General features: G+C 52.6%; 18 protein-coding genes. 4 read left to right on the top strand and 14 right to left on the bottom strand.

The features are described from left to right. Window positions 1-16: 16 nt before the first annotated feature. Together ACTJIK_RS07140 and ACTJIK_RS07135 are read left to right on the top strand one after the other, a co-directional pair. Window positions 17-1357: an FGGY-family carbohydrate kinase gene (locus tag ACTJIK_RS07140; RefSeq protein WP_440645671.1), complete on the top strand. Its 1341-nt coding sequence runs from the start codon at window positions 17-19 to the stop codon at window positions 1355-1357. A 263-nt stretch (window positions 1358-1620) separates the two neighbouring features. Continuing rightward, window positions 1621-1911: a hypothetical protein gene (locus ACTJIK_RS07135; protein WP_440645670.1), complete on the top strand. Its 291-nt coding sequence runs from the start codon at window positions 1621-1623 to the stop codon at window positions 1909-1911. Here ACTJIK_RS07135 and ACTJIK_RS07130 read toward each other — a convergent pair. The 14 genes from ACTJIK_RS07130 to ACTJIK_RS07065 form a co-directional block, all read right to left on the bottom strand. After that, on the bottom strand, window positions 1908-3491 hold the full coding sequence (locus ACTJIK_RS07130; RefSeq protein WP_440645669.1) for an ABC-F family ATP-binding cassette domain-containing protein: 1584 nt from the start codon (window positions 3489-3491) through the stop codon (window positions 1908-1910). The genes ACTJIK_RS07135 and ACTJIK_RS07130 overlap by 4 nt on opposite strands. Before the next feature lie 300 nt (window positions 3492-3791). Further along, window positions 3792-4466 (bottom strand): hypothetical protein, encoded by a 675-nt coding sequence (locus tag ACTJIK_RS07125; RefSeq protein WP_440645668.1) that lies wholly within the window; start codon window positions 4464-4466, stop codon window positions 3792-3794. A gap of 1 nt (window position 4467) precedes the next feature. Further along, complete coding sequence (locus tag ACTJIK_RS07120; RefSeq protein WP_440645667.1) at window positions 4468-4764, bottom strand: hypothetical protein; 297 nt, start codon at window positions 4762-4764, stop codon at window positions 4468-4470. 71 nt (window positions 4765-4835) lie between these two features. Then, window positions 4836-5627 (bottom strand): hypothetical protein, encoded by a 792-nt coding sequence (locus ACTJIK_RS07115; RefSeq protein WP_440645666.1) that lies wholly within the window; start codon window positions 5625-5627, stop codon window positions 4836-4838. A gap of 101 nt (window positions 5628-5728) precedes the next feature. After that, a complete protein-coding gene (locus tag ACTJIK_RS07110; RefSeq protein ID WP_440645665.1) occupies window positions 5729-7162 on the bottom strand; it encodes a hypothetical protein in 1434 nt (477 codons plus the stop codon). Between the two features lie 57 nt (window positions 7163-7219). Continuing rightward, on the bottom strand, window positions 7220-10324 hold the full coding sequence (locus ACTJIK_RS07105; protein ID WP_440645664.1) for a TonB-dependent receptor domain-containing protein: 3105 nt from the start codon (window positions 10322-10324) through the stop codon (window positions 7220-7222). A 149-nt stretch (window positions 10325-10473) separates the two neighbouring features. Continuing rightward, a complete protein-coding gene (locus tag ACTJIK_RS07100; protein WP_440645663.1) occupies window positions 10474-11481 on the bottom strand; it encodes a FecR family protein in 1008 nt (335 codons plus the stop codon). A 98-nt stretch (window positions 11482-11579) separates the two neighbouring features. Then, window positions 11580-12158, bottom strand: coding sequence for an RNA polymerase sigma factor (locus tag ACTJIK_RS07095; protein ID WP_440645662.1), 579 nt, complete (start codon window positions 12156-12158; stop codon window positions 11580-11582). Window positions 12159-12289: 131 nt separating this feature from the next. Continuing rightward, a complete protein-coding gene (locus ACTJIK_RS07090) occupies window positions 12290-13684 on the bottom strand; it encodes a S41 family peptidase (protein WP_440645661.1) in 1395 nt (464 codons plus the stop codon). Between the two features lie 107 nt (window positions 13685-13791). Then, the gene (locus ACTJIK_RS07085) at window positions 13792-14766 is read right to left on the bottom strand and encodes a hypothetical protein (protein ID WP_440645660.1); all 975 of its coding nucleotides are present in this window, start codon (window positions 14764-14766) and stop codon (window positions 13792-13794) included. A 63-nt stretch (window positions 14767-14829) separates the two neighbouring features. Then, window positions 14830-17211: an ABC transporter permease gene (locus ACTJIK_RS07080; protein ID WP_440645659.1), complete on the bottom strand. Its 2382-nt coding sequence runs from the start codon at window positions 17209-17211 to the stop codon at window positions 14830-14832. A 126-nt stretch (window positions 17212-17337) separates the two neighbouring features. Then, on the bottom strand, window positions 17338-20532 hold the full coding sequence (locus ACTJIK_RS07075) for an error-prone DNA polymerase (protein ID WP_440645658.1): 3195 nt from the start codon (window positions 20530-20532) through the stop codon (window positions 17338-17340). 284 nt (window positions 20533-20816) lie between these two features. Next, window positions 20817-22316: a Y-family DNA polymerase gene (locus ACTJIK_RS07070; protein WP_440646140.1), complete on the bottom strand. Its 1500-nt coding sequence runs from the start codon at window positions 22314-22316 to the stop codon at window positions 20817-20819. A 259-nt stretch (window positions 22317-22575) separates the two neighbouring features. Next, window positions 22576-23199 (bottom strand): ImuA family protein, encoded by a 624-nt coding sequence (locus tag ACTJIK_RS07065; RefSeq protein ID WP_440645657.1) that lies wholly within the window; start codon window positions 23197-23199, stop codon window positions 22576-22578. 348 nt (window positions 23200-23547) lie between these two features. Between ACTJIK_RS07065 and ACTJIK_RS07060 the strand changes: the two genes are divergently transcribed. Both ACTJIK_RS07060 and ACTJIK_RS07055 read left to right on the top strand, forming a co-directional pair. Continuing rightward, window positions 23548-24168: an RNA polymerase sigma factor gene (locus ACTJIK_RS07060; RefSeq protein WP_440645656.1), complete on the top strand. Its 621-nt coding sequence runs from the start codon at window positions 23548-23550 to the stop codon at window positions 24166-24168. Window positions 24169-24333: 165 nt separating this feature from the next. Continuing rightward, window positions 24334-25440, top strand: a complete 1107-nt coding sequence (locus ACTJIK_RS07055) for a FecR family protein (protein ID WP_440645655.1) — start codon at window positions 24334-24336, stop codon at window positions 25438-25440. Window positions 25441-25623 lie beyond the last annotated feature (183 nt).

Genomic DNA, 25623 nt, shown 5'->3' with positions numbered 1-25623 from the left:
GTTTAAGAAACGATCCATGGAGAAAATCCCGGTTATAGCAATTTTCGACATCGGGAAGACGAACAAAAAATTGTTCCTCTTCGACGAACAGTACCGCATTGTGTTCGAGGAAAGCGCACGGCTGGAAGAAACGACCGACGAAGATGGCGACCCTTGCGAAGACCTCCCGCTGCTGCGCCGTTTCGTGCAGGACATGATGGCCAAGGCGCTGGCCCTTGAAGAATTCCAGGTCAAAGCCGTCAACTTTTCCGCATATGGCGCCAGCATGGTGTTCATAGACGAAGCCGGGCGCCCGCTGACGCCTTTGTACAGCTACCTGAAACCTTACCCGGCATTTTTGCGCATTGGTTTTTACGAGCAGTACGGCGGGGAAACGGCCTTCTCACTCGAGTCGGCTTCGCCCGTGCTGGGCAGCCTGAATTCCGGCATGCAGCTGTACCGCCTCCGGCATCAGCAACCTGTGCTGTTCAGCAAAATGCAATATGCCCTGCACCTGCCGCAATACATGAGCTACCTGCTCACCGGCGTGGCATGTTCAGATATCACCAGCATCGGCTGCCATACGAACCTCTGGGATTTCCGGCGGCAACAGTACCACGCCTGGACGGAGACCGAAAACGTGCGCAGCAAGCTGGCGCCTGTTCACCGGTACGATAAAGTGCACCAGGGCGCATACCTTACCGGCCCGGGCCTGCACGACAGTTCCGCGGCTATGATACCGTACCAGCTGCAATTCCGCGATCCTTTCCTGCTTATTTCCACCGGCACCTGGTGCATCAGCCTCAATCCGTTCAACAACGCGCCGCTGACGGCCGATGAGCTTCAGCAGGACTGTCTTTGTTATCTTTCCTTCCAGGGAAAGCCCATCAAGGCGTCCAGGCTGTTTGCAGGGCGCGAGCATGAATTGCAGGTCTCGCGTATGGCTGCTCATTTTTCAAGGAAAGAAACAGATTTCCATACCATGGCCTTTGATGCAGAGCTGGCGCAACGCCTGCAGACGCAGTACCCGGATGCGGAGTTCCTCTCCGGGCAGGACCTATCCGTTTTTGAGACCGCAGAAGAAGCATATCACCAGCTGATGATCCATATTATCGCGCAGCAACGGCATGCATCCGGACTGGTGCTGCATGGCGGGGTGGTGAAGAATATTTTCGTGGATGGGGGATTCAGTAAAAACGCATTATACATGAACCTGCTGGCCGCAGCTTTCCCCGGTATGGAAGTGTATGCGGCCGATGTTGCCCAGGCCTCGGCTATCGGCGCGGCCATGGCCATTCATACCTGCTGGAACAAACAGCCCCTGCCGGATAACCTGGTTACACTGAAAAAATATTCCGGCGTTATTTCACTTTCCTGAACTTGATGTTCACTAAAATAATTTGAATGCCAGCCATTTACAATTGATGATACATCATAAAAAACGCCCGATTTTGACAGCAGCTACAGCTGTTTAAATATTTGCCTGCGCATCGTCATTCCCTTACCTTTGTTTTCCTGCATCATTAGAAAAATAAACGGCTGTTTCCGGGCAGAAAAACCACGCGCAATGCGCCTTGCATTGGCCCGGATGTTGATGATATAGTTCAGTGTACCTTTTTTCATCGTCAAATTATTTTCTCTATGATTACCGAACAATACCTGATCAGCATTTCCTACCAGGGGAAAGTGTGGCAATTACCAGTACGGATCGACCAGCAAGGCAGCGGATACAGGATCACTGTGGACATTGAAGGCGTTGAGGTATGCTTCGGCCGCGATCATCACAATGGCTTAAGGCCGCTGAATCACCAGGATGACTTTGACCCGCAGTTTCTTTATCTCGTTGCCAACGGCGTGCAGCAGCAACGGCTTACTTATAACCTTAACCTGACCAGGCCGGAAATGCATCACCAAAGCCAGGCGATGTATTAGAGATCAATAAATTTTTCAATCCCCAACTCCTCCGCCAGCACAGCGTCGTGCGAAACCAGCAGCAGCGTGCCTTTGTATGCCTTCAGCGCATTCGTGAGCACTTCCAGGCTGCTGATGTCCAGGTTATTGCCAGGCTCGTCCAGTATGATCATATCAGGATGCGCGTTGGAAACGAACAGGCAGCAGATGGTCAGTTTCATCTTCTCTCCTCCGCTAAGCTGCGCGCATTTTTTATCCCAAAGCTCTATGCCCAGCTGGTAGTGATGCAGCAACATTTTTAAGGTATGCGGCGGCAGATGCTGCCTGTCTGATCGTTCCAGCTGTTCGAGCACCGTTTTATCCGCATCTATGAAGCTGTATTGCTGATCGAGGTAAATAATGTGGCAGGGCGCCCTGTCCAGTACACCCATTGTGGGGAGTAAAGTACCCATTATGAGCTTCAGCAGCGTGGTTTTCCCTGTGCCGTTCGCGCCCCGGATGGCAAGGCTGTCGCCACTGTTCACCTGGAAATCCAGCGGCTCGTTCCAGAGCATGGACTTACCGTACGCAAAATTCAGCCCGACGGCATGCACCAGCTTTTTGCCCTTGTGCAGCAGGGAGTCGGGGAAGCGGAGCTGCAACAGCTGTTCTTTGCCCAGTATGTCCCGCTGCTGCCGGAGGTCTTTCGCGATGTCGTCCATTTTATCGGCGTGCACCGCATTGAGCTTCGCGGTGCTTAGCTCCGCATTGTTCCGCAGGGTATTGGCCACAATTTTCGGGAGGCCGCCGGTTTGCGATTTGTCCCGGCCCTCCTGCCGCTGCCTGCGTTCTTTTGCAAGCTGCGCCTGCTTTTTGGCGAGTTTTAGTTCTTTTTCCCGGTGATGGATATCCTGTTGCAGGGCATTGAGCTGCTCTTCGCGGCGGGCTTTGTAAAAGGAATAATTGCCGCCGTAAGTTTCCAGCTTTCCGTGCGCCAGCGCCAGCGTGACGTTGTTCAGCTCCAGCAGCGTACGGTCGTGGCTCACGGTCACCAGCGTGCCTTTATACCCTTCCATGAAGCGGTACAACTGTTGCCTCCCGCGTGCGTCCAGGTGGTTGGTCGGCTCGTCGAGCAGCACGATGGAGGGCACATGCAGCTCCATGCCTGCCAGCATTACCCGCGTTTGTTCACCGCCGCTCAGCAGGCGCATGGGCTGGTTGAGCCGGGCATGTTCCAGCTGCCAGTCCGCCAGCGCTTTCTGCACTTTTTCCTCGATGTCCCATTCGTCCGCCAGCTGTTCAAAATATTGTTCATCCGTTTCCCCGCGCAGGATGGCGTGCAAGGCTTTCACTTTCTGATCCACTCCCAGGGCTTCGGCCACGGTTTGCTCCTGCAGCCAGCCCAGCTGCTGCGGCACGTAATGTGGCCGGGACGAAACGATCACATTGCCTTCCGACGGCGCCAGCCGCCCGGCCATTATCTGCATCAGGGTGGATTTCCCGGAGCCGTTGTTGCCGATGAGGCTTACATGCTGCCCGCTGTCTATAGAACAATACAGGTGCTCGAAAAGGAGGGTCCGGTCGTTGTGGAAATAGGTGATATCCTGTAGTATCATACTCATGGTGGGCAGGAGATTTAAATAATGAAGGAATATACCGGGGCGAAGCCGCCCGATAGAAATTATCGTTGTGGGTAATTATGCAGAAAAAAACATGATCACTAAGTTTTTCCAGGTGCAGGAGCGCCTGGCGGGCTTTTAGAAAGCCCCGTTATTCAGGAAGATTTGAATATTTACTTAGCAATTTTCACTGGAGTATTTTTTCGTGAAGTGCAAAGATAGGAATTTATACGAAATAAAAGAGGGCTGCCCGGGGAATTGGCAGCCCTCCGGGAGGGGCAAGGGATTTGGGAGTCCAAATAATCAGTTCAATGGCCGGCGTTTCTTTATGATCATTTCAATGTTCTCTACCCGCGTGCGGCTACCGGTGCTGATGAGGTGGATGCCGCTTTCGAAGCGGTTGCCGGCAGGCATGCGGATGGCGTTCCGTTCGAAGCGGATATGTTGCAATACGCCCGAGCTGTCGTCCGGCGAAGCGCCGCCATAGCCCATCCCGGCGCGTATCCAGGGCTGGTGGCTGATGGAGATCTCCGGTCGGGCGGAAGGCGCTTTTCCCAGCACGATGATGCCGTTCCAGGCATCCGGGCGGTAGAGCAGGGAATCTGTAATGCGGAAAACAATGGGGTTGGCGCTGTCTCCCTTTGCAATGATCTTCGCGCCGCGGAATACGACGATGCCGCTTGCGGGATACGTTTCTTCCTCCCCATGCACCATGCCGATCACCGCGCCGCTGTCTATCTCAAGTGTGGCTTCGTTCATGACATATACAATGCCCTTTATCCGCCAGTCGCGCCGGGCGGTGAGCAGGGTATTTTCCGTTATCATGCCGCTCAGGGTATCGCTCACGGGAATGGTGGCGATGGTCAGCGGGCTGTTCTGCTGTACCGCGTCGTCCTTTTCGCAGGAGAGCATACAGCACATGGCGGCCAGCATCATCGCGCACCAGGCGGGTGCATGTGGAAGGGTTCGGGTTTTCATATCAAACATTTATCCGGACTGCCGTATCGGCGTTCAACCGCCGCACCAGCAGGCTTTCTTTCAGCCATGGCAGGATCTGTTCCCAGTTTACGCTTTCCATTTCCCGGTATTCAAATTTCAGCGGGCGGGCCAGGGCGTCGTCGCAGAAAATGAACAGCTGAACACCGGTGTTTTTGATCTCGTTCAGCACGTAACAACATCTTCCGCGCAGGTAATAATAGTAAATGGACTTATTGCCGCGCTCGCGGATGCGCGGGTGAATGGTCAACAATTTTTCTCTCAGTTCGTCGGGTAACATAACGCCGGGTTTATAAAAATTAAGATCGTTTAGCCGCAATGCGTCGCGGATAACAGTAAAAAGAGAGCGTGTCAATACTGGAACATACATTCCGTGTTATAATAATATACTCCTCCTATGTCCACCGTCGAAATTTTAGCTATCTGGTGATTGTTAACTTCCGCGCACCTGGATTCAATTGTGCCACCACTGAAGGGATTGAGAGGATCTATGGGCATCATGTCTTTGACCATCTCACCATCCGGCGTTCGGAATTCGAACATATAGAAACCGAGAATTGCCAAAGGAGCAAATTCGGTGAATTGCCCTTTTTTTACATTCTTGAAGGTATAAGCCGGTGGAACTTCGGCATATGTAAAATCTATGATCTTATATACCATAATGTCAAACGTTTCCGGCAATGCGGGATCATTCGTATAAAACGATAACATAAATGTATCCACGGGCACATCACTTTCCTGTCCCCCAACAAGGAAAAGTGGTTTGGCCGACTCCGCAGTATCGATCTGGTATATGGTGTATAGCGCTCCCGTAGCAGGGATTACTATCATTGTGTCCAACAGAATAGAATTGCTGTTAGTCTCCATGATCTTCAGCCTTTGTGCTTCGGAGGATTTTTCAACAGCATTAATAACCCTTTCGGCGGCTGCAACACTGTCCTTCACCAGAAAATCACCGACTTCAATACTATACAGCACTGGCGCCTGTTTCAAGGTTTTGACCTCAAAGGTAACGCGTGTATATTCAGGTACTGTTTCAATTGTACCTTCTTTTGAACAGGAAAAAAAAGCAACCATCGCAATTATCAACAACACCGAACATGAAAAAATTCTCGTTTGAGAATGTAAAGATTGATTCATCATTATTTATTGTGTTTTTTGTTTTTTAAAGAAGCAGACAGCCTTTTGCTACCTGCTTCTTAATATTTTCATTGCATCAATTCAGGTTAAAAACTTAAAAAAGATTATTGGCAACCGGAAGCAGGTGCTGTGAAGCCGGTGCAGCTAGTCCAGCATCCCAGCCAGTTACGGTTAGCCTGAGCAAATGCGCCTCTGTAGGTTACAGTTTTGTTCACGAAGCTGTTAGACGTAGGAATAATGTTAGCCGGCCAGTTTGTAACAAAGTTAGCAGCATTAACAATCGGTGCAGACGCTGCGTTTGCAGGAGCGAAGTTCAGACCATTGCCACCAGCACCGCATGTAAACGGCGTGATCAGGCCAACTCCTGAAGTAAGCGGAGTTATAGCAACATTGGTAGCAGGCAGCGGCGCAAGATTTGTGTTAGCAGCAGCGAATGAATGAACAACGTTGTACAGGAAAGGAGCCTTGGTAGGGAATCCGCCTGTGCATGAGTCGATAGCAACAGCCCAGCTGGTAGAGCTATTACCATAGCCCATGATAACTGAATTACGCATCACAAAGTCAGTTGACCTTCTGAAACGAACACCGTTCAATGTGCCTGTGAGGGCAGAATTCGCGCCACCTACGATAGTGATGTTAGACAGGATGGGGCGGGTTCTGGGTAAATCGCCGCTATTGCAGATCTCGTCGTTGTCGCACTCAATGCCGTTTGCATCAGCGAAAGTCTGCGCAAAGCAGCAGTTGCTGCGTGTAATCAGCGCGAACTGGATAGCGCCGCGATAACCATAGTCAAAATCCAGGCCATCGTCGTTCATGTCTGTAGCTACCAGGTACCTGGCGTTTACAGTGCCGCCGAAGAATTCGAACGCGTCATCTGCGCCCCAGAGCACTTGAATGTGGTGGAGAGTAGTACCGCTACCAACACCGCCGAGGGTAAGACCATTCAGCTCTTTGTTAGGAGCCACAACAGCACCAGCATACTCGATCCTTACGAATTTTACAACACCTGAGTTGTCCAGTGAATCGGTACCGCCATAGTTAGCGGAAATGCCCGGGGGCAGCAAAGGCTGATCGATACCTTCGATGAGCGGGTTGCTTTTGTTTACGATAGATTTACCCAGGATCACAACGCCACCCCAGTCGCCGGGGTTAGCAACGGCATTGCTGCCATTAATACGGGTAGTAAATACGATCGGGTTGCAGGAGTCACCATTGGCGAAAATTTTACCGCCCCTGGTAATTACCAGGGCTGATGCGTCTCTTGCGCTGTCTTTTCTCACACCCTCAATACGGGTACCTGCCTCGATGGTCAGGATACCGGTGGCGGATACATAAGTTTTACCATTCAGGATGTAAATAGAATCCTTGTCCAGGAGCCTGGGACCTGAAATAACCTGGGGTAATACCACCGTGTCGCTGCACGGTACGATACCTGCCTGCAAAGCTCTGTCGCCTTCGCCAACAGGCTTTACCTCTTTTTTACAAGCGCCCAGTACGATGAGCGTTAAGGCAGCAAATCCAAATAGAATCTTTTTCATGGGACTTTTTTGATTAACAATTTTTGGGAATCGGGTTATACTTTGATGCAATGAAAACTAGAAATTGTACGTAGCGCTAAAACTCAGGTTAACTCCTTTCCGTGCCTTATATCTTACAAAATCCAAATCGGGGTTGTATCGTGTGCCTTTCGGGTCATTATTTCCATTGTCGCTCAGTTTATTTGGCTCTTGGTTCAGTGTGTAATTATTATAGATGATAAAAGGTTGCTGCAGGAGGTCGCTTACATTGAAACGAAGGCTGAGCTTGTCTTTCAACAGGAAAGCATTCAGCTGGATGTCCAGCACGTCCCTGGGATTTTCGTACTCATCCTGCCAGGGATATAACCCACCGCTGATGATCCTTCTTCCATAGCGGTTGTAACTTACCTGCAGGCCGACAGGTTTGCCTACGTATCCGACGGCCGCGTTATAAATATTGGGAGATAATCCCTGAACGGCCCTGTTCCTTGTATCCCCAGGCTGTTCGCTCTCGCTGCCGCCGGTTACGCCGTTAGCCGCTTCAAGCAGTGCAGTCGTATTATATTTTACGTTCGCCTTCATCCAGCTGGCATTGCCACTCACATAGATATTTGACAAAATGCGGGAATTACGATTGATGAAATTCAGCGACTTTCTGAAATCTATCTCCATACCCTGGCTCCTGGAGCTTTGCAGGTTGAAGTAGAAATACGACAAGCTGCCTGAACCCTGCGCCGCAATTATCTCAACAGGTGAATCGAAATACTTTTGAAAAAGCGAGAAAGACAGGACCTCCCCTGCAGACGGGTAATATTCATACCGCAGGTCCACATTGGTAATCTTTGCGTCTTTCAAGCCCAATGCGCCTTTATACTCGGAACGCGTCTTGAATTCAAAATACTTGAAGGATGCTCTTTCCCTGAAATCAGGCCGGCTCAGCGTTTGGGATACTGCAGCCCTTACGTTCATTTTGGAAGTGAACGAATATACCAGGTTCGCGGAAGGCAGCCAGTCCAGTTTGTGATAAGTGTAATTATGCACAGGCTGGCCGCTCACAAAAAACAGGCTGTTCACTAACATCGTATTGTCTTCCGCCCGTACACCGCCGATAAAACGCAGCTTGTTAAGCAGGTTTGCGTCCAGCATCAGGTAACCCGCATGCATCCGCTGGATACCATCGTAGTCGTTGCCATCGTAAATAGTTTTATCATAATAGATAAACCCGGGCCTGATAAATTCCGGCGCCAGCAGCTTCTGAACAGGCAAGCCGAAAGTTAGCTTATCAAAATTCGGATCGCGGTCTGCAAGAGGGTACTGGACCGCAGCAACGCCGAAGCTCTCAAAATCCGCTTCCCTGTATGTACCGGCGTATCCTGCCTTAACACGTTGTTGCCGCCCCCAGATAGTGAAGGGGAATACAACATTGGCCGCCCAGTTATACCTTTTTTCATCCAGTCTTGAGTTGAATATGCTCAACCCTCTGGAAAGGCTCCCCGTAAGGTCACTCAGTCCTTCATATACATAAAAGTCATCCCTGTTGTATTCCAGGTGACCCATGGAATTCCGTGTATCCGGCTGGTCCCTCACGATAGTTACCCTGTCCGCACTCCAGTCCAGTTTGATTCCTCTCCGGCCCAGCGCATGCTCGCCCTCCAGCCGGTGTTGCCAGATGTCGTTGATAGTGGAAATACTGAGCGTATTGCGGTATATACCCGGAGTAAACCCGGGCATTGGGCCGTAAGCATCGGATGTTTCGTTTACAAAAAGATGGTTGTACAGGTTTTTGAAAACCACCTTGGTTTTCTTGCCCTGGTAAGCCACGTTCAGCACAGCGCCCAGCGAGCTGCGGAAAACATAATTGTTCCCTTTGAAGTCATATGCCTCTGTTGAATAGATCCTTCTTTCTTCATCTTCCCTTGTTTCATCATGGCGGAACAGTCCGCCCGCAACGATGCCGATATGCGCACCGTTCTTCAGCGGCAGCCTCCGCCCGATGTTAAACTGGTAATTCTGCATAGGGGAATATTTGTATTTGTAAACACCCCAGTTGTTCGGTATCTGCCGACCCATTTCACCCACTTTCTCCGGATCTCCCGTTGAGACATAATCCTGGAAGCTCCACCCCTGCTTTTTCCACCAGCCTTTTGTACCATCATCATAGCCCAGGTAGTCGTTCTTCCCTCGCTTCGAACTGTATATATCTTTCCCTGTACTGTTGGTGTTAATACCCGTACCGACGGTGATGTTTAAATAATTTTCCGCAGGAATATCTTTGGTGTTCACCTGCACCAGCCCTCCCGCGAATTCGGACGACATATCCGGTGTGGCCGTTTTGTGGATCACGATGTTGTCTATCAGCCCGCTGGGAATGATGTCGAAAGCGAAGTTGCGCCTGTTAGGCTCAGTGCTGGGCAGCGTGGAACCGTTCAGCAGCACGGTGTTGTATCTTTCGCTCAGGCCGCGCACAGTCACGTACTTCTCATCCTGCACAGTAAGGCCGCTCACACGCTTTAATACCTGCGCCGCATTGTTATCAGGCGTTACCCTGATCTGCTCCGCGCTGATGCCATCTGAAATAGCGGCGTTATTCTTTTGCTTCAGGTATAAAGATGAAATGGACTCTCTCCTGGCGGAGGCCACTACCTCCACGCCTTTCAGCGTTCCTTTCTGGATGTTCAGCGAAATATTCAGTATGGCGGGGTCGCCGCCTTTCACGATCACTTCGTCGATGCGTTTGGTGTTGTAACCAATGGAGCTTACGGTCACACTGTGCGTGCCTTCAGGCAGTTCCAGGGTATATTCCCCTTTCACGTCCGCCGTGGTGCCCTGGCTTCCGGCCTTGATGGTGGCGCCGATCACGGGGGAATTATCTTTCGCATCCAGCACCTGGCCGGTGAGTTTGCCGGCCGAGGTTCTGGCTACGGGTTTCCTGTTGAGGATAATTACATCATTCTCGATATTGAATACATAAGCCGTTCCCTTCAATGCCAGGGTTAACACTTCCTGGATGCTGGCCTGGCTTACATTTACAGTTACAGGTGTGTTCAGGTCCACTTCTTCTTTCACCATATTCACCACATAACCGGTCTGGGACTCGATCCGGGCGATCAGTTCACTTAAAGGCGCCTTACTCAATGAAAGCGTCAGCTTTTTAGTTTGTGCGACTACTAAATTGGTTGACAAAATAAACAGGATCAGCAAAACGCATGATCTTGATGCTTTTGTCCGGGCAAAAGATTCCCCTTTCCCCCTTGCAGGAGATTTTTTCGTACAATTGTTCATTCTTGTTTTTTACTTTTTGGTTTGTGCTATAATTGAAAGCAGGTATTTCATTAACGTATAATAACCAGTGAATCATTTATCTGGTAACTGAACCGCGCCATTTTGCTCAGCAGGTGAATGATCTCCTCCTTGCTTTTCCTGTGAAATGTTCCTCTTATATGTTTGTCCAGCACTTCCTGGTTCTCTACTTTAAAATCAAGCCCATAGTTATATCGCAGGTGCCTGAAAACATCTTCCAGTTTCATATCCGTAAACACAAGATCGTTATTGATCCAGCCATCGATGGAAGCGGTCCGTATTTCCGAGTGCGCCACATCAGCGGAAAGCTTGCTGAACGCCGCCTTCCTTCCGGGCAGCAGCAGCACGTTCTCCCTGCCTGTGCTGTTCACCGCTACCCTGCCGGTTTTCACGGCCACGTCCACTTCCGCCTCGTCTGCGTAATTGCGTACGTTGAAGGAAGTGCCCAGCACATCCACCTGGATGTTGCCGGTGGTAACTTTAAAAGGCCGCTGCGGGTCCTGCGCTACGTCCAGGAAGGCTTCTCCTTCCACCAGCTTTATTTCGCGGTTGTTCTTTGCAAAGGTTTCAGGATACATTACGGTACTGCCGCCGTTCACGTAAATGTCAGAGCTGTCGTTCAGATGGATCACGATGCGCTGGCCAGCCGCCGTGGTAACGGTTTTCCAGGCAACGGCCATCGCCGCTTCATGTTGTTGCTGCCTGCCGGGCCTGCTCAATTGGAAGCCCACTGCCCCGGCCACAAGTATGGCGGCGGCGCCGGCGGTTTTTACCCAGGTCTTGCGCCACCAGGCTTTCATCGGAATTACCTGTGCAGCAGCAGGCCTGATATCAGCCGTAATATTCTTGTAAACATGATCGAGTTTTTGAGGGTCCACGGCCGTCTCTTCCAGGGTATTCCATTCCGGGTCCGGGAAAACGGCCGCCAGTTCTTCCTGGGTCGCATTTTCCAGGAACTGAATGATCCAGGCTTCTTCTTCCGGTTGCAGCGTTCCTGCATCCAGCCCTTTCAGGTATGACCGTATTTTTTGAATATCCATGACATAAATACGCAGAACAGGTGTTTCATCCCTCCACGAAACGTATTACCAAATTGTTAAGCGTGGTTCCTGCGGGAAAAGAAAAAGAGGAGAACGGGCTATATATTGACCAGCACTGCATATGCGAGGCAGAACTGTATACGGGATAACAATTTCGACTGAAGTATGCGGGAGGTTTCGCGGATGTATTTCTCCACGGTTTTGATAGCAATGCCTTCCTTTTCGGAGATCTGGAAATAGGTGAGGCCATATTCCCGGTGCAGCCTGAAACATTGCTGCTTAAGCGGGCTGATGCCGCGCATCACCTGTTCGTAATCCTGGTTGCATTCCTTCTGGTGCATGTTCCGGATAACGTTATTATCCGCCGCATCAGCCTGGCGGAGGGAAGCCATGTAAACGGAGCTTTTTTTCTTAGTGGAAGCCAGGGTGCGGAAATAGGACAGTACAGTATTTTTCAGTATCCCGAACAGGTAGTTCTCCAGCGCCTGGTTCTCATCGATCTGTTCCCTGTTCTGCCAGAGCTTTACGTAAGCTTCCTGGGCGATATCGTCCATATAGGCATTGTCTTTCTCGAAAAATTTTCTCAGGTAGGCGAGTACACGGGGATATGTACTATCAAAAAAATCCCTGAAAGCCAGCTCATTACCGTTCTTTATTTCACTGGAAAGGAAGTTCATATGCTAACCTGCTTTTTCAAGCTGCGCGGCAAATGTATTTTTAAATTCCACAAATGCCCGGCTGCTGTCTATTAATTAAAGGTTAATTCGGGTACACACCATGGTGCGTACACAGGCTATCCGCCTGAGTTTCATTGCACTATCGAGACGGGCGCGGACCGGGCCGCCTGTTCTGTTGCGGACTCATACACCGGTTTTACCTGTATCCGCCGGTGCGGCGGCGCCGTCCGCAAATCAGTTGGCGTACCGGTGAAGCCGGGGCCGTAAATTATTTCCAGCGCTTTGGCGGTAAGCACATCGTTGCCGTCTCCAATTGCACCCAGGGGCAGCACGCCCGCTTCAGACAGGGCGTATTGCGGCACGAGACCCGCAGAATAACCTCCCTCGCTGTTTTTGTTGAACAATTTGTAGACGATGGGCTGCAGCGTCCAGTCTACCTGGCGCGGTGTGCGCTGGTCCGTGATCGTAAAGCTGGCCTCATCTTTTCCTGCGGTGGCCTCCCCGATCTGCACCATGCTGAGGAAAGGTTTCAGGTTATTAACCACCAGCTCTGCGGCAGACACGGTGGCTTTGGTGGTAAGCACAAATACCCTGCTGAGCTGCAGCTGGTTGGGCTGCAGATCGCTGTACTGCCGCCCCGCCGCGCTGGCGGAGGTATTCAGCACGGCCTGCAACGTACGCGTGCGGCGGCCTTCGTTGCGGTTGCCTTCGTAAATGGCGTACACTTCGCCCGCATTGAGCTTATGCGTAACCAGGGCCGCGAGCTTGGCGCTGCTGGCCACGCTGCCGCCGGCGTTGTACCGCAGGTCCAGCACCAGCTCGCTGATGCCAGCCTCTTTAAATTTCCTGAAAGCATCCAGCAGGCTGCCGTCGAAGGATTCGTCGAAAGAAGTATAATAGAGGTAACCGGTTTTGGTGCTTCCTTTGGTGAAAATGCGGGTGTAATACACGGGGTTCTCGCGGGAATAGCCGGGGCTGAGCGGTATGTCCGCGCCGGGTTCCCACGCATTATTGTTGAATATGGCCGCAGTCAGGGTGATGGTTCCTTTTTCATTCAGCTGACGGTTGATCTCACTCAAATTCTGTGCGTCTATCTGCCGGCCGTTCACTTTCATGAAATAGCCGCCCCGCTTCAATCCGGCCCGGTCTGCCGCGCCGTTTACATTCACGAAGGTTACCACGCCGATATAATGATCATACCCGGGCACCTGCAACATTGCATAATGGAACCCGAAACTGAAATAGGAATTGGTGGCAGGCGGCACATTGGGCCCGCTGATATGGGAAAAACGGTCGGAGGAAGAAAGCAGGCTTTTGAAGAACAGTTCCGGGCTGAGCGAATGATCAGGTTTGGCTGGGATCTGCTCGTTCCAGTAATAGAAGCGCCGCATACTGTCCAGCATCCAGCGGTTGATCTTTCCAAGACTGTCCGTGGGGTACGGGTCGGGCAGTGCGTCGTTTTTGGAGCAACTGGTGAACAATACGAGTAGGACCGGGAATAAGGTTATAAAAACAAGGGATCTCACTTTACTAAGCGTTTACGAAAAGTTACAGACTTTCCGGCGCGGAGAAAATTATCGTGAGTGAACTTATCATTAATTCGCTGAAAGAGCCGCTGCAAGGGTATCCGGGGCTACCTGCCCAGTGAGGTTAACAGCGGCAAAACTTTTTCTTTATAATATGGCGCTTCCGTGCACCAGAAAATATAATCAAGCTTCAGGTAATCCGTCGCGAAATCCAGGATGTCGTGCTCCGTAACCGGCTTCCCTGTTTTGGGATGGATAACGGAATAATTACCTTCCTGCACCGCCACACCGGTAGGCACTTTACCGGCCAGGCTCCGTATCAGCGGGTAACTGTTTTGCATTTGCGCTTCGCGGTAAACTTTTATGTCCGGCCCGCCCATGCCCATGTTAATCTTTACTGCATAATCATATAAAGCCACCAGGTCCGCTCGCGAATCGTAAGGCATAAAATTGGCGTACAGCAAGCCGGTGGACTGCCGGAAGTATTGCTTTACAGCCCGCATGTTCTTTTTAACGCCTTCCAGGTATGCTTCCGGCGTAAAGCCCTGCGGCACAAGCCCTTCCACCTTCGGGAAATCTACCGCCGTTTCCGCCAGGTTGATCCCTTCTATCCGGCCGTCAAAACGTTCGGCCAGTTTTTCTATCAGCAGGTGGAAACGCCGTAGCACAGCATCGTCCCAGCGGCGCATCACCCAGCCGGCTTTTATGGCCTTTCCTTCTTTGGTGATCCCATATTGCGCGGCCTGCCCGCCGCTATACACAGGATCTGTTAAAAGATAGGCCGGCACAGCATTGATGGTGCTGTCAAACGTCACATCCTGCAATTGCATAAATAATTTTTTCCCTTTTGAGGCGAGGAATAAAACATCCGATTCGATTTCGCTGAAATCGTAGACGTCCTTCCGCGGCTCCAGTTTTCTCCAGGGATAAGTGACCTGCGCGCCGGCCACACCGGGGTTGTTATAAAACGCGGAATCCTGCAACAGGTGCCTGTCGCGGGAGAAGAAAATAAAATGCCGGATATGCTGGCTGTAGCCGGTGAAAGGTAACAGGTAAAATAAAAGAAAGAGATATTTTTTCATCTGGCGGGAATGTTTGGGATTGTGCCCGTCTATAACGCCGCCGCCAGGTGAATAGTATACAGCTTATTCAGCGCCCAGGCTATTCACAGGATTCACCAGCGCGGCTTTTACGGACTGGAGGCTGACGGTGAACAATGCGATCAGCAGGGTGACCGCTCCCGCCAGCGCAAAGATCCACCAGGGCATGGAAGCACGTATCGCAAAGTCCTGCAACCACAGCTGCTGTGCCCATACGGCAACAGGCACACCTACTACCATCGCGATGAATACCAGCTTCACATAGTCCTTTGCAAAAAGTCGGACGATCTCTGTGACGCTCGCGCCCAGTACTTTCCGGATGCCGATCTCTTTTGTGCGGCGTGCAATATTGTGAGCGGTAAGTCCCAGCAGGCCGAGGCAGGTGATGAAGACAGAAAAAACAGTGAATACGCCTATGATCCTGCCAAATTGCCGGTCGGCCTTATATTGCTGATCGTACAGCTGGTCCAGGAAAAAATAATCAAACGCCCTCCCGGGATAAGTTGCCTGCCAGATTTTTTCCGCGGCCTCAATTACGCTCCGGGCGTCGGTGGAATTGAGCTTTACGGCAAAATACTGCGCATTGTCCGGCTTATAATAATGGATGATGGGAATACGCGCTTCTTTGGAGGAACGCTGGTTGAAGTTCTTCACTACGCCTACTACCGTGCGGTTTGTACCATAGAATATCTGCTGGCCGACCGCTTTTTCGGGCGACGCGAAACCAAGCAAGCGGGCAGCTTCTTCGTTGATCAGCACATCCAAACCCTGTTCCCCGCCTTCCCTGAAATTCCTGCCTGCGGCCAGTTCTATTTCCATGACCGGCAGGAAGTGCGCGTCCACCGCATAGGTGTAAAAGTTGTACCCATTCAATTCGGCGCCTAATTTCCGTACGTTGTTGGTGGTATTGAGATCGTTTACATCCACGCCGGGTAATGCCGCCGAGGCCGTTACGCCTTTTACGGCGGACAGCCTGAGCAGCTCGCTGCGCAGTGCCGTATGTTTACTCTCCCTCAGGGAATCGCTGCTGCCGTCGTAGCGTTCGTTGATCACCAGCACCTGGCTGATGTTCATCCCTTTATCCTGTTCCCGCATGTATTGCAGCTGCCGGTAAATAATGACGATAAAGGACAGCACCACGATGGCCACGGCAAACTGGCCTACTACCAGCGTTTTCCTCAATGCCCCTCCTTTTGCGCCGCCGCTGCCGGAAGTTCTGCTCATCACCACCACCGGTTTCACGGAAGAAAGCATGATGGCAGGCTGCAGGCCCGACAGTAAACAGTTCATGCCGAATAACAATACGCAGGTGATCCAGAACGAAGCGGAATTGAAGATCTGTAAGTCCACCGGCTTGTTCACAAGCTGCAGGTAAACGGGCATGAGCACGTACACCAGTGCCAGCGCGAGTATAAATGAAATAAAATTTACGATCAGCGATTCCAGGAAGAACTGGCGGATCAGCCCCAGGCGCGAGGAGCCCAGCACTTTCCTGATACCGGCTTCTTTGAGCCTTTCGGAAGACCGTGCGGTGGTGAGGTTCACATAATTCACCGAGCCGATCAAAAGGATAAGGATGGCGATGATCAGCAGGAACCTTACTGTATTGATGTTCCCGGGCGGCTCCGGTTCGTAGGAGCGCTTGGAATAGAGGTGAATATCTTTGATGGGAGCGGCGGTCAGTATTTCCTGCTTCAGGTGCTCTTTCGATAACTTATGGAGTTTCCGGTTCAGTGCGGCCAGTGTAGCGCCAGGCGTCAGTTCTACGTAAGTATAGTTATTGTTGCTGTTCCATGAATTCAGCAAGGGATCGGTGGTGGTCACCCGCGAGAAAGGAAGCAGCATATCGAATTTAAGATGCGTGTTTCCGGGGATATCCTTGAATACGCCCGCCACTGTTACGGTGAAATGGTGCATCCGCAAAACCTTGCCCATGGGGTCCTGTTCCCCGAAGATCTTCCTGGCGGCCGTTCCGCTTAGCAAAACCTGGTCGGGACTGGTGAGCGCCCGGCTTTTATCTCCCTTAATAAAATCAACATCGAACATGGAGAAGTATTGCGAATCGGCGGCAAATACCCGGTCTATAATAAATCCTTTGTCCCCGGACTTTACTTCCGTAGGGCCGATATGCTCCACGCGGGCGTAATTTTTCACTTCGGGCATATCCCTCAGCATACGCGGGCCTAATACGGGATAGGTTTCACAATCCGTTGTTACCAATTCTGAACCGTTGTAAAGATCCAGCGTTACCCGGTAAATGTTATCCGCTTTGGCATGAATATCTTCATAGCTATGTTCGAACCGCACATAGTGGACGATCAGCAGGAAGACGGTGGTGGCCAGGGCGAGGCCCAGAATATTGATGATGCTGTACACCCTGTCTTTCCAGATGTTCCTGTAAGCGATCTTTAGGTTGTTCCTGAGCATATATTGGTATTTGCTGCGGAGGCTGGCGCACGAATGATGCCATGGGATAATTATATGATAATCAATACCATGGATGGAAGCAATTGTCCATATCCGGACAAAAAACGTTCAAATCCGGGCAGGGCATCACTTAAAATTCCGTCCCTTGTAAAATACGTCCTTTGCGTCAGTTTCGCTGATACCTGTTTGTTTTTTTACTTCGGCCGGGGCAAGCACAGGCTGGTCATCGTTGCCGGGAATGGTGAGCCCGCTGAGCAGTTTGGTGAGGTTATAACATTTCTGGACGATCACGTGCACCACTTCCCCCTCCCGCTGCACCTTGCCTTCCACCATCAGCAGCCGCGACTGGACGATCTCTTTGCGGTATTTCGCAAACAGGCTTTCAAACACCACCAGGTTGGAAAAATTGGTTTCGTCTTCAATGGTGATAAAACAGATGCCGCTGGCGGTAGACGGCCGTTGCCGCACCAATACCAGCCCCGCTACTTTTACGATCGCGCCGTCTTTTGTTTCGTAGATCTCCTGGGTGCTGAGCACATGCAGGAGCTTTAGTTTTTCCCGTACAAAACTTACCGGGTGCGCCTTCAACGATAAAGTAGTGGCGGCATAGTCCTGTATCACGTGTTCCGCTTCGGTCATAAACGGCAGCGATACCTGTGCTTCGTGGGCACTGGGAGAAGGTTGGCCGGCAAACATTGCCACAGGCGTATCGTGCAGGGCGGACACTTCCCACAGCGCCTGCCGCCGGTCCAGCCCGAGGGAGCGGAAAGCGTCCGCATCGGCCAGTTTTTCCAGCGTGGTTTGCGGCAGGCCGGCATCGCGCAGCGCGGTAATGCTGGTATACCCGGTTCCGCGCGAGGCGGTGAGCTTGTCCATATCATTCTGCTTCAGCCCGCTCACCTGGCGGAAACCGAGGCGGATGGCCCTGTATTTTTCCGCGCCATCTTCCAGCGTATTATCCCACATGGAGTGGTTCACATCCACGGGCCTGACCTCCACCCCGTGCCTGCGCGCGTCTATCACGATCTGCGCGGGCTGGTAAAAGCCCATCGGCATACTGTTGAGCAATGCTGTGGCGAATACGTCAGGATAAAAACATTTCAGCCAGGAACTGACATATACCAGCAGCGCAAAGCTGGCGGCATGGCTTTCGGGAAAGCCGTAGCTGCCGAAGCCCTCCAGCTGGCGGAATACGCGGCGGGCGAAATCTTCTTCATACCCGTTTGCCACCATGCCATCCACGAGTTTCTTTTCAAAACGCGATACCTTCCCGTGCGATTTGAAAGTAGCCATGCTCCGGCGTAATTCATCCGCTTCCGCCGGCGTAAATCCTGCGGCAACGATCGCTATTTTCATGGCCTGCTCCTGGAACAGCGGTACGCCTAAAGTGCGGCCCAGTATATCTTCCAGCTCCTTCGAAGGGTATGTAACATCTTCTTCGCCATTGCGCCGCCGCAGGTAGGGATGCACCATGTCCCCCTGTATCGGCCCCGGCCGCACGATGGCCACTTCTATCACCAGGTCATAAAAATTTTCAGGCCGCAGCCTTGGCAGCATGGACATTTGCGCCCTGCTTTCGATCTGGAATACGCCGAGGGTATCCGCGCGGCTGATCATTTCGTACACAGCGGGATCGTCCTGCGGGATATTGGCCAGCGTGAGATGCAGGCCGTAGTGTTCCTCCGCCAGGGTAAACGCTTTGCGGATGCAGGTGAGCATGCCCAGCGCCAGCACGTCTATTTTCAGGAAGCCCAGCACGTCTATGTCATCCTTATTCCATTCAATGCTGGTCCTGTTTTCCATGCGCGCGTTCATGATCGGGCAGAGGTCGGTCAGCTTTCCGCGCGTGATCACGAAGCCGCCGGTGTGCTGCCCCAGCTGCCGCGGGAAGCCCATCATCTGTTCCGTCAGTTCTATTACTTTTTTCAGATGCGGGTCTGCCGGGTCAAGGCCTTCTTCCCTGATCCGGTCTTCGTCCACCCCTTCATCAAAATAAGATAATGCACCGCTCAGCCGGTCGATCATATCCAGCGACAGTCCCATGGCCTTTCCCACGTCCCTCACGGAACCTTTCTGGCGTTGCTGGGTAACGGTAGCCACGATGGCGGCCCGGTCGCGGCCGTATTTGTCATAGATGTACTGGATCACTTCTTCCCGGCGCTCGTGTTCAAAATCCACGTCAATATCCGGCGGTTCATTTCTTGCGGATGAAATAAAACGTTCGAACAGGAGATCGAATTTCTCGGGGTTCACCGCGGTGATGCCGAGGCAATAACATACCGTGGAATTGGCCGCTGATCCCCGCCCCTGGCACAGGATGCCCTGGCTGCGGGCAAACCGTACGATGTCGTATACCGTCAGGAAATAGGAAGCATAGTTCATTTCTTCCATAAAGGCCAGCTCATAATTGATGGCTGAGGCGATCTTTTCCGGAATGTGTGCTCCGAAATGCCGGTGTGCGCCTTCCCAGGCCAGGTATGTCAGTTCTTCCTGCGGCGTGCGGCCGCCGGTGGTGATCTCTTCGGGGTAAACATATTTCAGGCTGTCCAGCGAAAAGCGGCATGCATCCGCGATCTCCGTGCTCCGCCTGATAGCGTCAGGGTATTTCATGAAAAGGCGGCGCATTTCATCGATGCGTTTCAGGTAACGTTCCGCGTTGCTGAGCAGCAGGTATCCTGCGTTGTAAACCGTACATTTTTCCCGCACGCAGGTGAGCACGTCCTGCAGTTCCCGGCGTTCGGGGATGTGATAATGCACATCGTTGGTGGCCACCAGCGGAATGTCCAGCTTTTCGGCCAGGCGCGAAAGCCGGTAGAGTTTTTTTTGATCATCGCCGTCGTAGGAACGGCTTGCGCCCAGGTACAGATCGCTGCCGATCACCTCGCGGTATTGCTGCAATGCGGCTTTAAATTCTTCATCGAGATCAAACTGCGCATTCAGCGTAGCGGGTGGCACCGCAATGAATTTCATGCCCTGGCGGTGGCCGTATACATCCTGCCGGTATAAATGGCAATCTCCTTTTTCAGCGCGGAGATTACCAACGGTGAGCAGTGCTGAAAGCCGGCCATACGCTTCACGGTCTGTAGGATAAGCCAGCAGGCTGGGACCATCCAGCAGATCGAGCCGGCAGGCGGGAATGATGCGGATGCCGGTTTCCTTTGCGGCGGCGTGGCCACGTACGATCCCGGCAAAACTGTTGCGGTCTGTAATAGCGATAGCGTCATAACCATATTCCGCGGCCTGGCTCACCAGTTCTTCGGGATGCGAAGCGCCCCGGAGGAAACTGAAATTGCTGGTTACCTGTAATTCAACATACCGCATATCCTCACTTTATAAAAACGTATACGCCAATGCCGGCGCTGATCTTTTTCTCTTGCAATACCACATAGCCTTTTCTTTTAAAAAACATGCATGACCCAGTATCAACGCTGATCAGCGTTGACCAAAAGGCATGTTCAATATGTCCACGTTTCCTTTCGATGCAGCACACGTATGCTTTTCCCTTTATGAAAAAACGCATAAACTACTACCTGCACTGAGTTGTGTTAGTCGCAGGCATATCCAATTCCTTACGTTTTCCTGCGATGCAGCACATACGCTTCCCCCTACGAAAAAAAACCATGTATAAACCACTGCCCGCGCTGGTCTTCGTTATAATGCCCGGAGCGGAACAGCCAGTAGCGCCGGCCCTGTTCATCCTCCACGGTATAATAATCGCGGTGCTCCCCGGCTTCCAGCCACCATTCGCGTTCTATGCGTTCCGGTCCGTCGGCTTTTTTTATTTCATGCAGGCGGCCCCTGTAGCGGAAGAGCATAGGCGGATAATCGGGAATGGGCGCGGTTACATTGATGGCTTCAGGCGTTGGCAGCAGGAGGATAGGCCTGGGCCTGTCCAGCCGCCAGCCCGCGGCCGGTTTGTCTTTCAGGGAAGATGCCGGCGTAACGGACCTTTCGGGCCAGTAATGCTCATCGGGCAAAAAACGCCGGATAACATCCGCGCCTGCCTTTCCTGCCAGCCTGTCCAGCAACTCCGCCACAGAAGCATCTTCCAGCCCCGGCCCTGATGCCCAGATCTTTTCCTGCTGTGGTGCTGTATCTTCCACTTTCGGCGCTTCCAGCACAAACAGCTCGATACCCAGCGCAGGCTCGATGGTGGGTATTTTGAGTTCGAAGAGCTTGTATAAATGTGCGGGGCTGTGCGATGCGCGGCTGGTGCCGATCTCCGCCTGCACCGTTTTCCCGTCTACCCGGCAGCATTTCAGTACGGCGGTCCGCAGGCCTTTGCCTTCCGATTCGAGGCGCCGGCATAATGTTTCCAGCAAACGTTCTATCGCAATACCGATACCGGTGGCTGTGCGGATCGGTTCCAGGCAGTGCAGCCTTTCCTGGTATGGCGGGTTAATATAAATGGGCAGGATAAATTCTTCAGCCTGCCCCAATGCCTGGCTCAGCTTTGTAAGCAGGTCTTCCCCAAAACGCCTGCGCAGCACTGCCCTCGGTAAACTGGCAAAACCCGCGATGCGGTGAAACCCGAGCTTCAGCAGCTTCGTCAGCACAGCAGGATCGGGGCGCAATGCGGCGGGATGCAGGGGCAGCAATGCAGCAGCCTGCTCACCGGGCGGAACGACGCAGGACTCCGTACCATAGCGGGCTACAGCCCATGCCGCCCCAATGGTATCTGCCATAGCTGCGCGCACATCAAATCCCGCAGTATGCAGTTTGGTGATGATCTCTTCCAGGTAAGCCGCTTCCCCGCCCCAAAGATGCGCACAGCCGGCGGCATCCAGCACCAGGCCGTCAGGCAGGTCCAGCGCGGCGATGGGCGTAAAGCGGATGCTCCATTCTCCCAGCGCTTTCAGCAGTTTTTCTTCCAGGCCGGGCCGGCCGTCGAACACCTGGAGGGAAGGCTCGACCGCTTTTGCATCCGCTACCGGCATGCCTTCTGTGATACCCTGCGCCTGCGCTGCTTTGCTGGCGGCAGTGATCATCATCCGCCCATGCGAGGGTTCCGCAAATACAAATGATATATCCCGCAGCTCAGGGCGGCGGCGGATCATCCAATCCGTCAATAAATGAGGGAACCATATCGTCACATACCGCTTCATCACCTTACCCCGCTTTTCTTTTCCCGCCCGGCATGGCAGCAGGCATTTGTTCCCGGCAGCATAACAAACCGCCCGGTTAACCTATCCGCCTTCAAATAACAAAACCATATCGTCACATACCGCTTCACCATCTTACCCGCTTTTCTTTTCCCGCCCCGCATGGCAGCAGGCATTTGTTCCCGGCAGCATAACAAACCGCCCGGTTAACCTATACGCCTTCAAATAACAAAACCATATCGTCACATACCGCTTCACCATCTTACCCCGCTTTTCTTTTCCCGCCCGGCATAGCAGCAGGCGCTTCTTCCGGCAGCATAACAAACCGCCCGGCTGACCATTCCACGTTCCATATACCGGGACTACCATTGCGGACCTTTAACAGTTCCACCTGCCAGCGCGGAAATCCTACTCCCGGCATGCCATCCTCCAACAGGCTCGGCAAAGGCGTGATCTTCCAACGGGCCATGCTGGCTATCGGGTTCAGCTTCCGGGGATCGGTGCGCAGCAGGAAACAAGTGACCCCGCTTTGCTCCACCACCAGCTGCACCCGCCGGGACTGCGTGAAGCTGATCTCCCCCAGGTCCGCCACCACGGCCGCCAATCCTTCACATTTCAAACTTTCCTCCATCGCCCAGAGCACATCCTTTCCCCGCACCAGGTCCACAAAAATGAACCTGTCCGGCTCCACACCGAAAGCCTTCAGCGCCGGTGGAAAAAGCCTGCGCGTAGTACCGATCCAGATACAGGCGCCGCCCCGCTGCATCATCGCAGCCAGTAAACCGGCAATGAAACCGCCGGACGCAGCTGTTTGCTCAGGCGCATCGGTCAGGAATTCGTGAATAACGCCGGTGGGGAAAATGGCATCGGGAAATGAACGGAGCACGGGCCCCAAACCAATATTTACAGCAGCATGATCGCTTCCTGCCTTATAACCCTGCAAGGAATGGATCTCCTTTTGCAGAGCAGCAATGATATCTGCTTTGCCGCCGCACATGTCTGATACTGGTTAATCTGATTACTCAATTATTTAGCAATTATACTAAATATTTTAGTATTCGGTTAAAATAATTTCGCCGGAAATCCATAAGAACCTGGCAGCATATTGCTCCGCTCACCGTATCATCTCTGCATCCCGGCCAGCTTCCCTTTTACACAAACATCTTTTTCCGTTCATTTTTTACTACTTTTAAGCAATAACTATCAACCAACCGCGGCAACAGGTTACCAGTACATGGACGAGCTACTGCATCATAACATCAACCAACTGTTCATAAGCATCAGCGAAGGGAACGAGAGCGCCTTTAATACACTTTTCCGGCAATCGGTGCCGGTTCTTTACCCGTTCATTCTCCGTATGGTAAAGCAGGCCGCCGCCGCCGAAGAGGTGATCCAGTCTTCTTTTTTACGCATCTGGCTCAGCCGCGACAAGCTCGCCGGTATTACGCACGCCAAAGCCTGGCTCTACAAAGTGGTGGCCAACGAATGCTACACCTACCTCCGCAAGGAAGCCCGCGAGCTGCAATTGCGAAGCGATGCCTGGCCGGGAGAAGAAGCGGATAACACACCCGCTGCAGAACTTTCCCTGCACGAAACACAGCGCCTCATTACCCAGGCGGTCTCGAAGCTGCCGCCGCAGCGCCGCCGCATTTTCATCATGAGCCGCCAGCAGGGGCTCAGCATCCCGGAGATCGCGGAGAGCCTGGGGCTTTCACCGAATTCAGTAAAAAACACGCTGGTACTGGCTTTGCGGGATATCCGGGAACACCTGGCCAGACATGGGCAGCACATCCCGGCGCTGCTGATCCTTTTTTGCCTGAACGCACGGGCCGCACATATGGCGATGATGCTGTAAAAAAATATTTTCAGGACGATAGGTCCTTTTTTGCCCCGGCGCATTCTTAGTTATTGAAAAGGGGCGCCTGGCCTCTTAGACTGGCACTATTCCATTAATGATACTTACGATTTTATGCAGGAAGACAAACTAAGGTTCTTACTTGGTCAGCGTCTCTATGACCGTATGTCTGAGGCTGAAGAAAAAGAGCTGAACGATCTTTTACAGGACGAACGGAACGAGGAGCTTTTTCTCGCCGTTCTGACGGAACTCATGTTAGACGCGTCTGAGCATGAACCTTACAACCCCGCCCGCTGGCAGCCGGTGCAGGAACGCATCCTGCGCTCTGATGCGGGAACGCCGGTAGTGCCTTTGCGGCGCAGCTGGTGGAAATGGACAGCCGCGGCAGTTGCAGCGGCCATCCTGGCCGTCGGGGCCTGGCAGCTGCTGGCCACCCGGGAGGTTATGCCGCCGGCCGGCACAGCCATGGAAGGCCGCTACAAAAACGATGTGCCGCCTGGAGGCAACCGGGCGTCGCTCACACTGGCCAATGGCTCCGTGATCACGCTGGACGATGCGAAAGACGGCGTACTGGCACAGCAGGGCAATGCGAAGGTCACCAAGCTGCAAAACGGCCAGCTGGCTTACGCCGCCACGGACAAAAAAGCGCCGGTGGCCTGGAACAAATTATCCACGCCGCGCGGCGGGCAATACCGTGTGATGCTGCCGGACGGCACGGCCGTATGGCTCAACGCCGCCAGCACATTGAATTTCCCGACGTCGTTCGAAGATGATGAAAGGATCGTGGAGCTGAGCGGGGAAGCATATTTCGAAGTGGCGAAGAACAGTTCCCAGCCCTTCGTGGTGAAAACCAGCGACAGCATGAACATCCGGGTGACGGGCACGCACTTCAACGTGATGGCTTACCCCGGGGAAAAAACGGCGAATGTGACCCTGCTGGAAGGCGCGGTGAAAGTGAACGGCCACCAGCTGTCGCCCGGCGAGCAGGCGGTGCAGGCCGGCGGCCGGGTTCAGGTAGGACCGGCGGATACCGAGCATGCCGTGGCATGGAAGAACGGATATTTCAGCTTCAGTAATGCGGACATCCACGCCGTGATGAAAGAGCTGGAACGCTGGTACGACATCTCGGTCGCTTACGAGGCGAATGTTTCGCATCTGCGCTTCGGCGGCGGCATGCAGCGCAGCCTGCCCCTGAGCAGCGTGCTGCGGATACTGGAAAAGAACCAGGTGAAATTCAGGATAGACGGGAGAAAAATAACAGTCCTGCAATAATATTTTCTAACTAAAAAACCAAACGCTTATTAGACAAGAGAGTAACGAACCAACAACCAACCAGCCCGTAAAAAAGCCGGTAATGCGCTAACATTGCCGGCCGGGGCGATACTATTGACGCGAACCAATTTTATCACCAAAGTCAAATCTATGCATTTTTTGAATGCCTTGTACCACCACAAA

The organism is Chitinophaga sp. 22620 (genome assembly GCF_052044405.1).
In the GTDB taxonomy this organism is placed as follows: domain Bacteria; phylum Bacteroidota; class Bacteroidia; order Chitinophagales; family Chitinophagaceae; genus Chitinophaga.
Note: the sequence above shows the minus strand (reverse complement) of the source record. Positions and strands in the feature narration are given on the sequence as shown.

Bases quoted from the DNA above. Each gene is read 5' to 3' on its own strand.
- ACTJIK_RS07140 (WP_440645671.1), top strand. From the start codon at position 17: ATGGAGAAAATCCCGGTTATAGCAATTTTCGACATCGGGAAGACGAAC.
- ACTJIK_RS07135 (WP_440645670.1), top strand. From the start codon at position 1,621: ATGATTACCGAACAATACCTGATCAGCATTTCCTACCAGGGGAAAGTG.
- ACTJIK_RS07130 (WP_440645669.1), bottom strand. From the start codon at position 3,491: ATGAGTATGATACTACAGGATATCACCTATTTCCACAACGACCGGACC.
- ACTJIK_RS07125 (WP_440645668.1), bottom strand. From the start codon at position 4,466: ATGAAAACCCGAACCCTTCCACATGCACCCGCCTGGTGCGCGATGATG.
- ACTJIK_RS07120 (WP_440645667.1), bottom strand. From the start codon at position 4,764: ATGTTACCCGACGAACTGAGAGAAAAATTGTTGACCATTCACCCGCGC.
- ACTJIK_RS07115 (WP_440645666.1), bottom strand. From the start codon at position 5,627: ATGATGAATCAATCTTTACATTCTCAAACGAGAATTTTTTCATGTTCG.
- ACTJIK_RS07110 (WP_440645665.1), bottom strand. From the start codon at position 7,162: ATGAAAAAGATTCTATTTGGATTTGCTGCCTTAACGCTCATCGTACTG.
- ACTJIK_RS07100 (WP_440645663.1), bottom strand. From the start codon at position 11,481: ATGGATATTCAAAAAATACGGTCATACCTGAAAGGGCTGGATGCAGGA.
- ACTJIK_RS07095 (WP_440645662.1), bottom strand. From the start codon at position 12,158: ATGAACTTCCTTTCCAGTGAAATAAAGAACGGTAATGAGCTGGCTTTC.
- ACTJIK_RS07085 (WP_440645660.1), bottom strand. From the start codon at position 14,766: ATGAAAAAATATCTCTTTCTTTTATTTTACCTGTTACCTTTCACCGGC.
- ACTJIK_RS07080 (WP_440645659.1), bottom strand. From the start codon at position 17,211: ATGCTCAGGAACAACCTAAAGATCGCTTACAGGAACATCTGGAAAGAC.
- ACTJIK_RS07075 (WP_440645658.1), bottom strand. From the start codon at position 20,532: ATGCGGTATGTTGAATTACAGGTAACCAGCAATTTCAGTTTCCTCCGG.
- ACTJIK_RS07070 (WP_440646140.1), bottom strand. From the start codon at position 22,316: ATGAAGCGGTATGTGACGATATGGTTCCCTCATTTATTGACGGATTGG.
- ACTJIK_RS07060 (WP_440645656.1), top strand. From the start codon at position 23,548: ATGGACGAGCTACTGCATCATAACATCAACCAACTGTTCATAAGCATC.
- ACTJIK_RS07055 (WP_440645655.1), top strand. From the start codon at position 24,334: ATGTCTGAGGCTGAAGAAAAAGAGCTGAACGATCTTTTACAGGACGAA.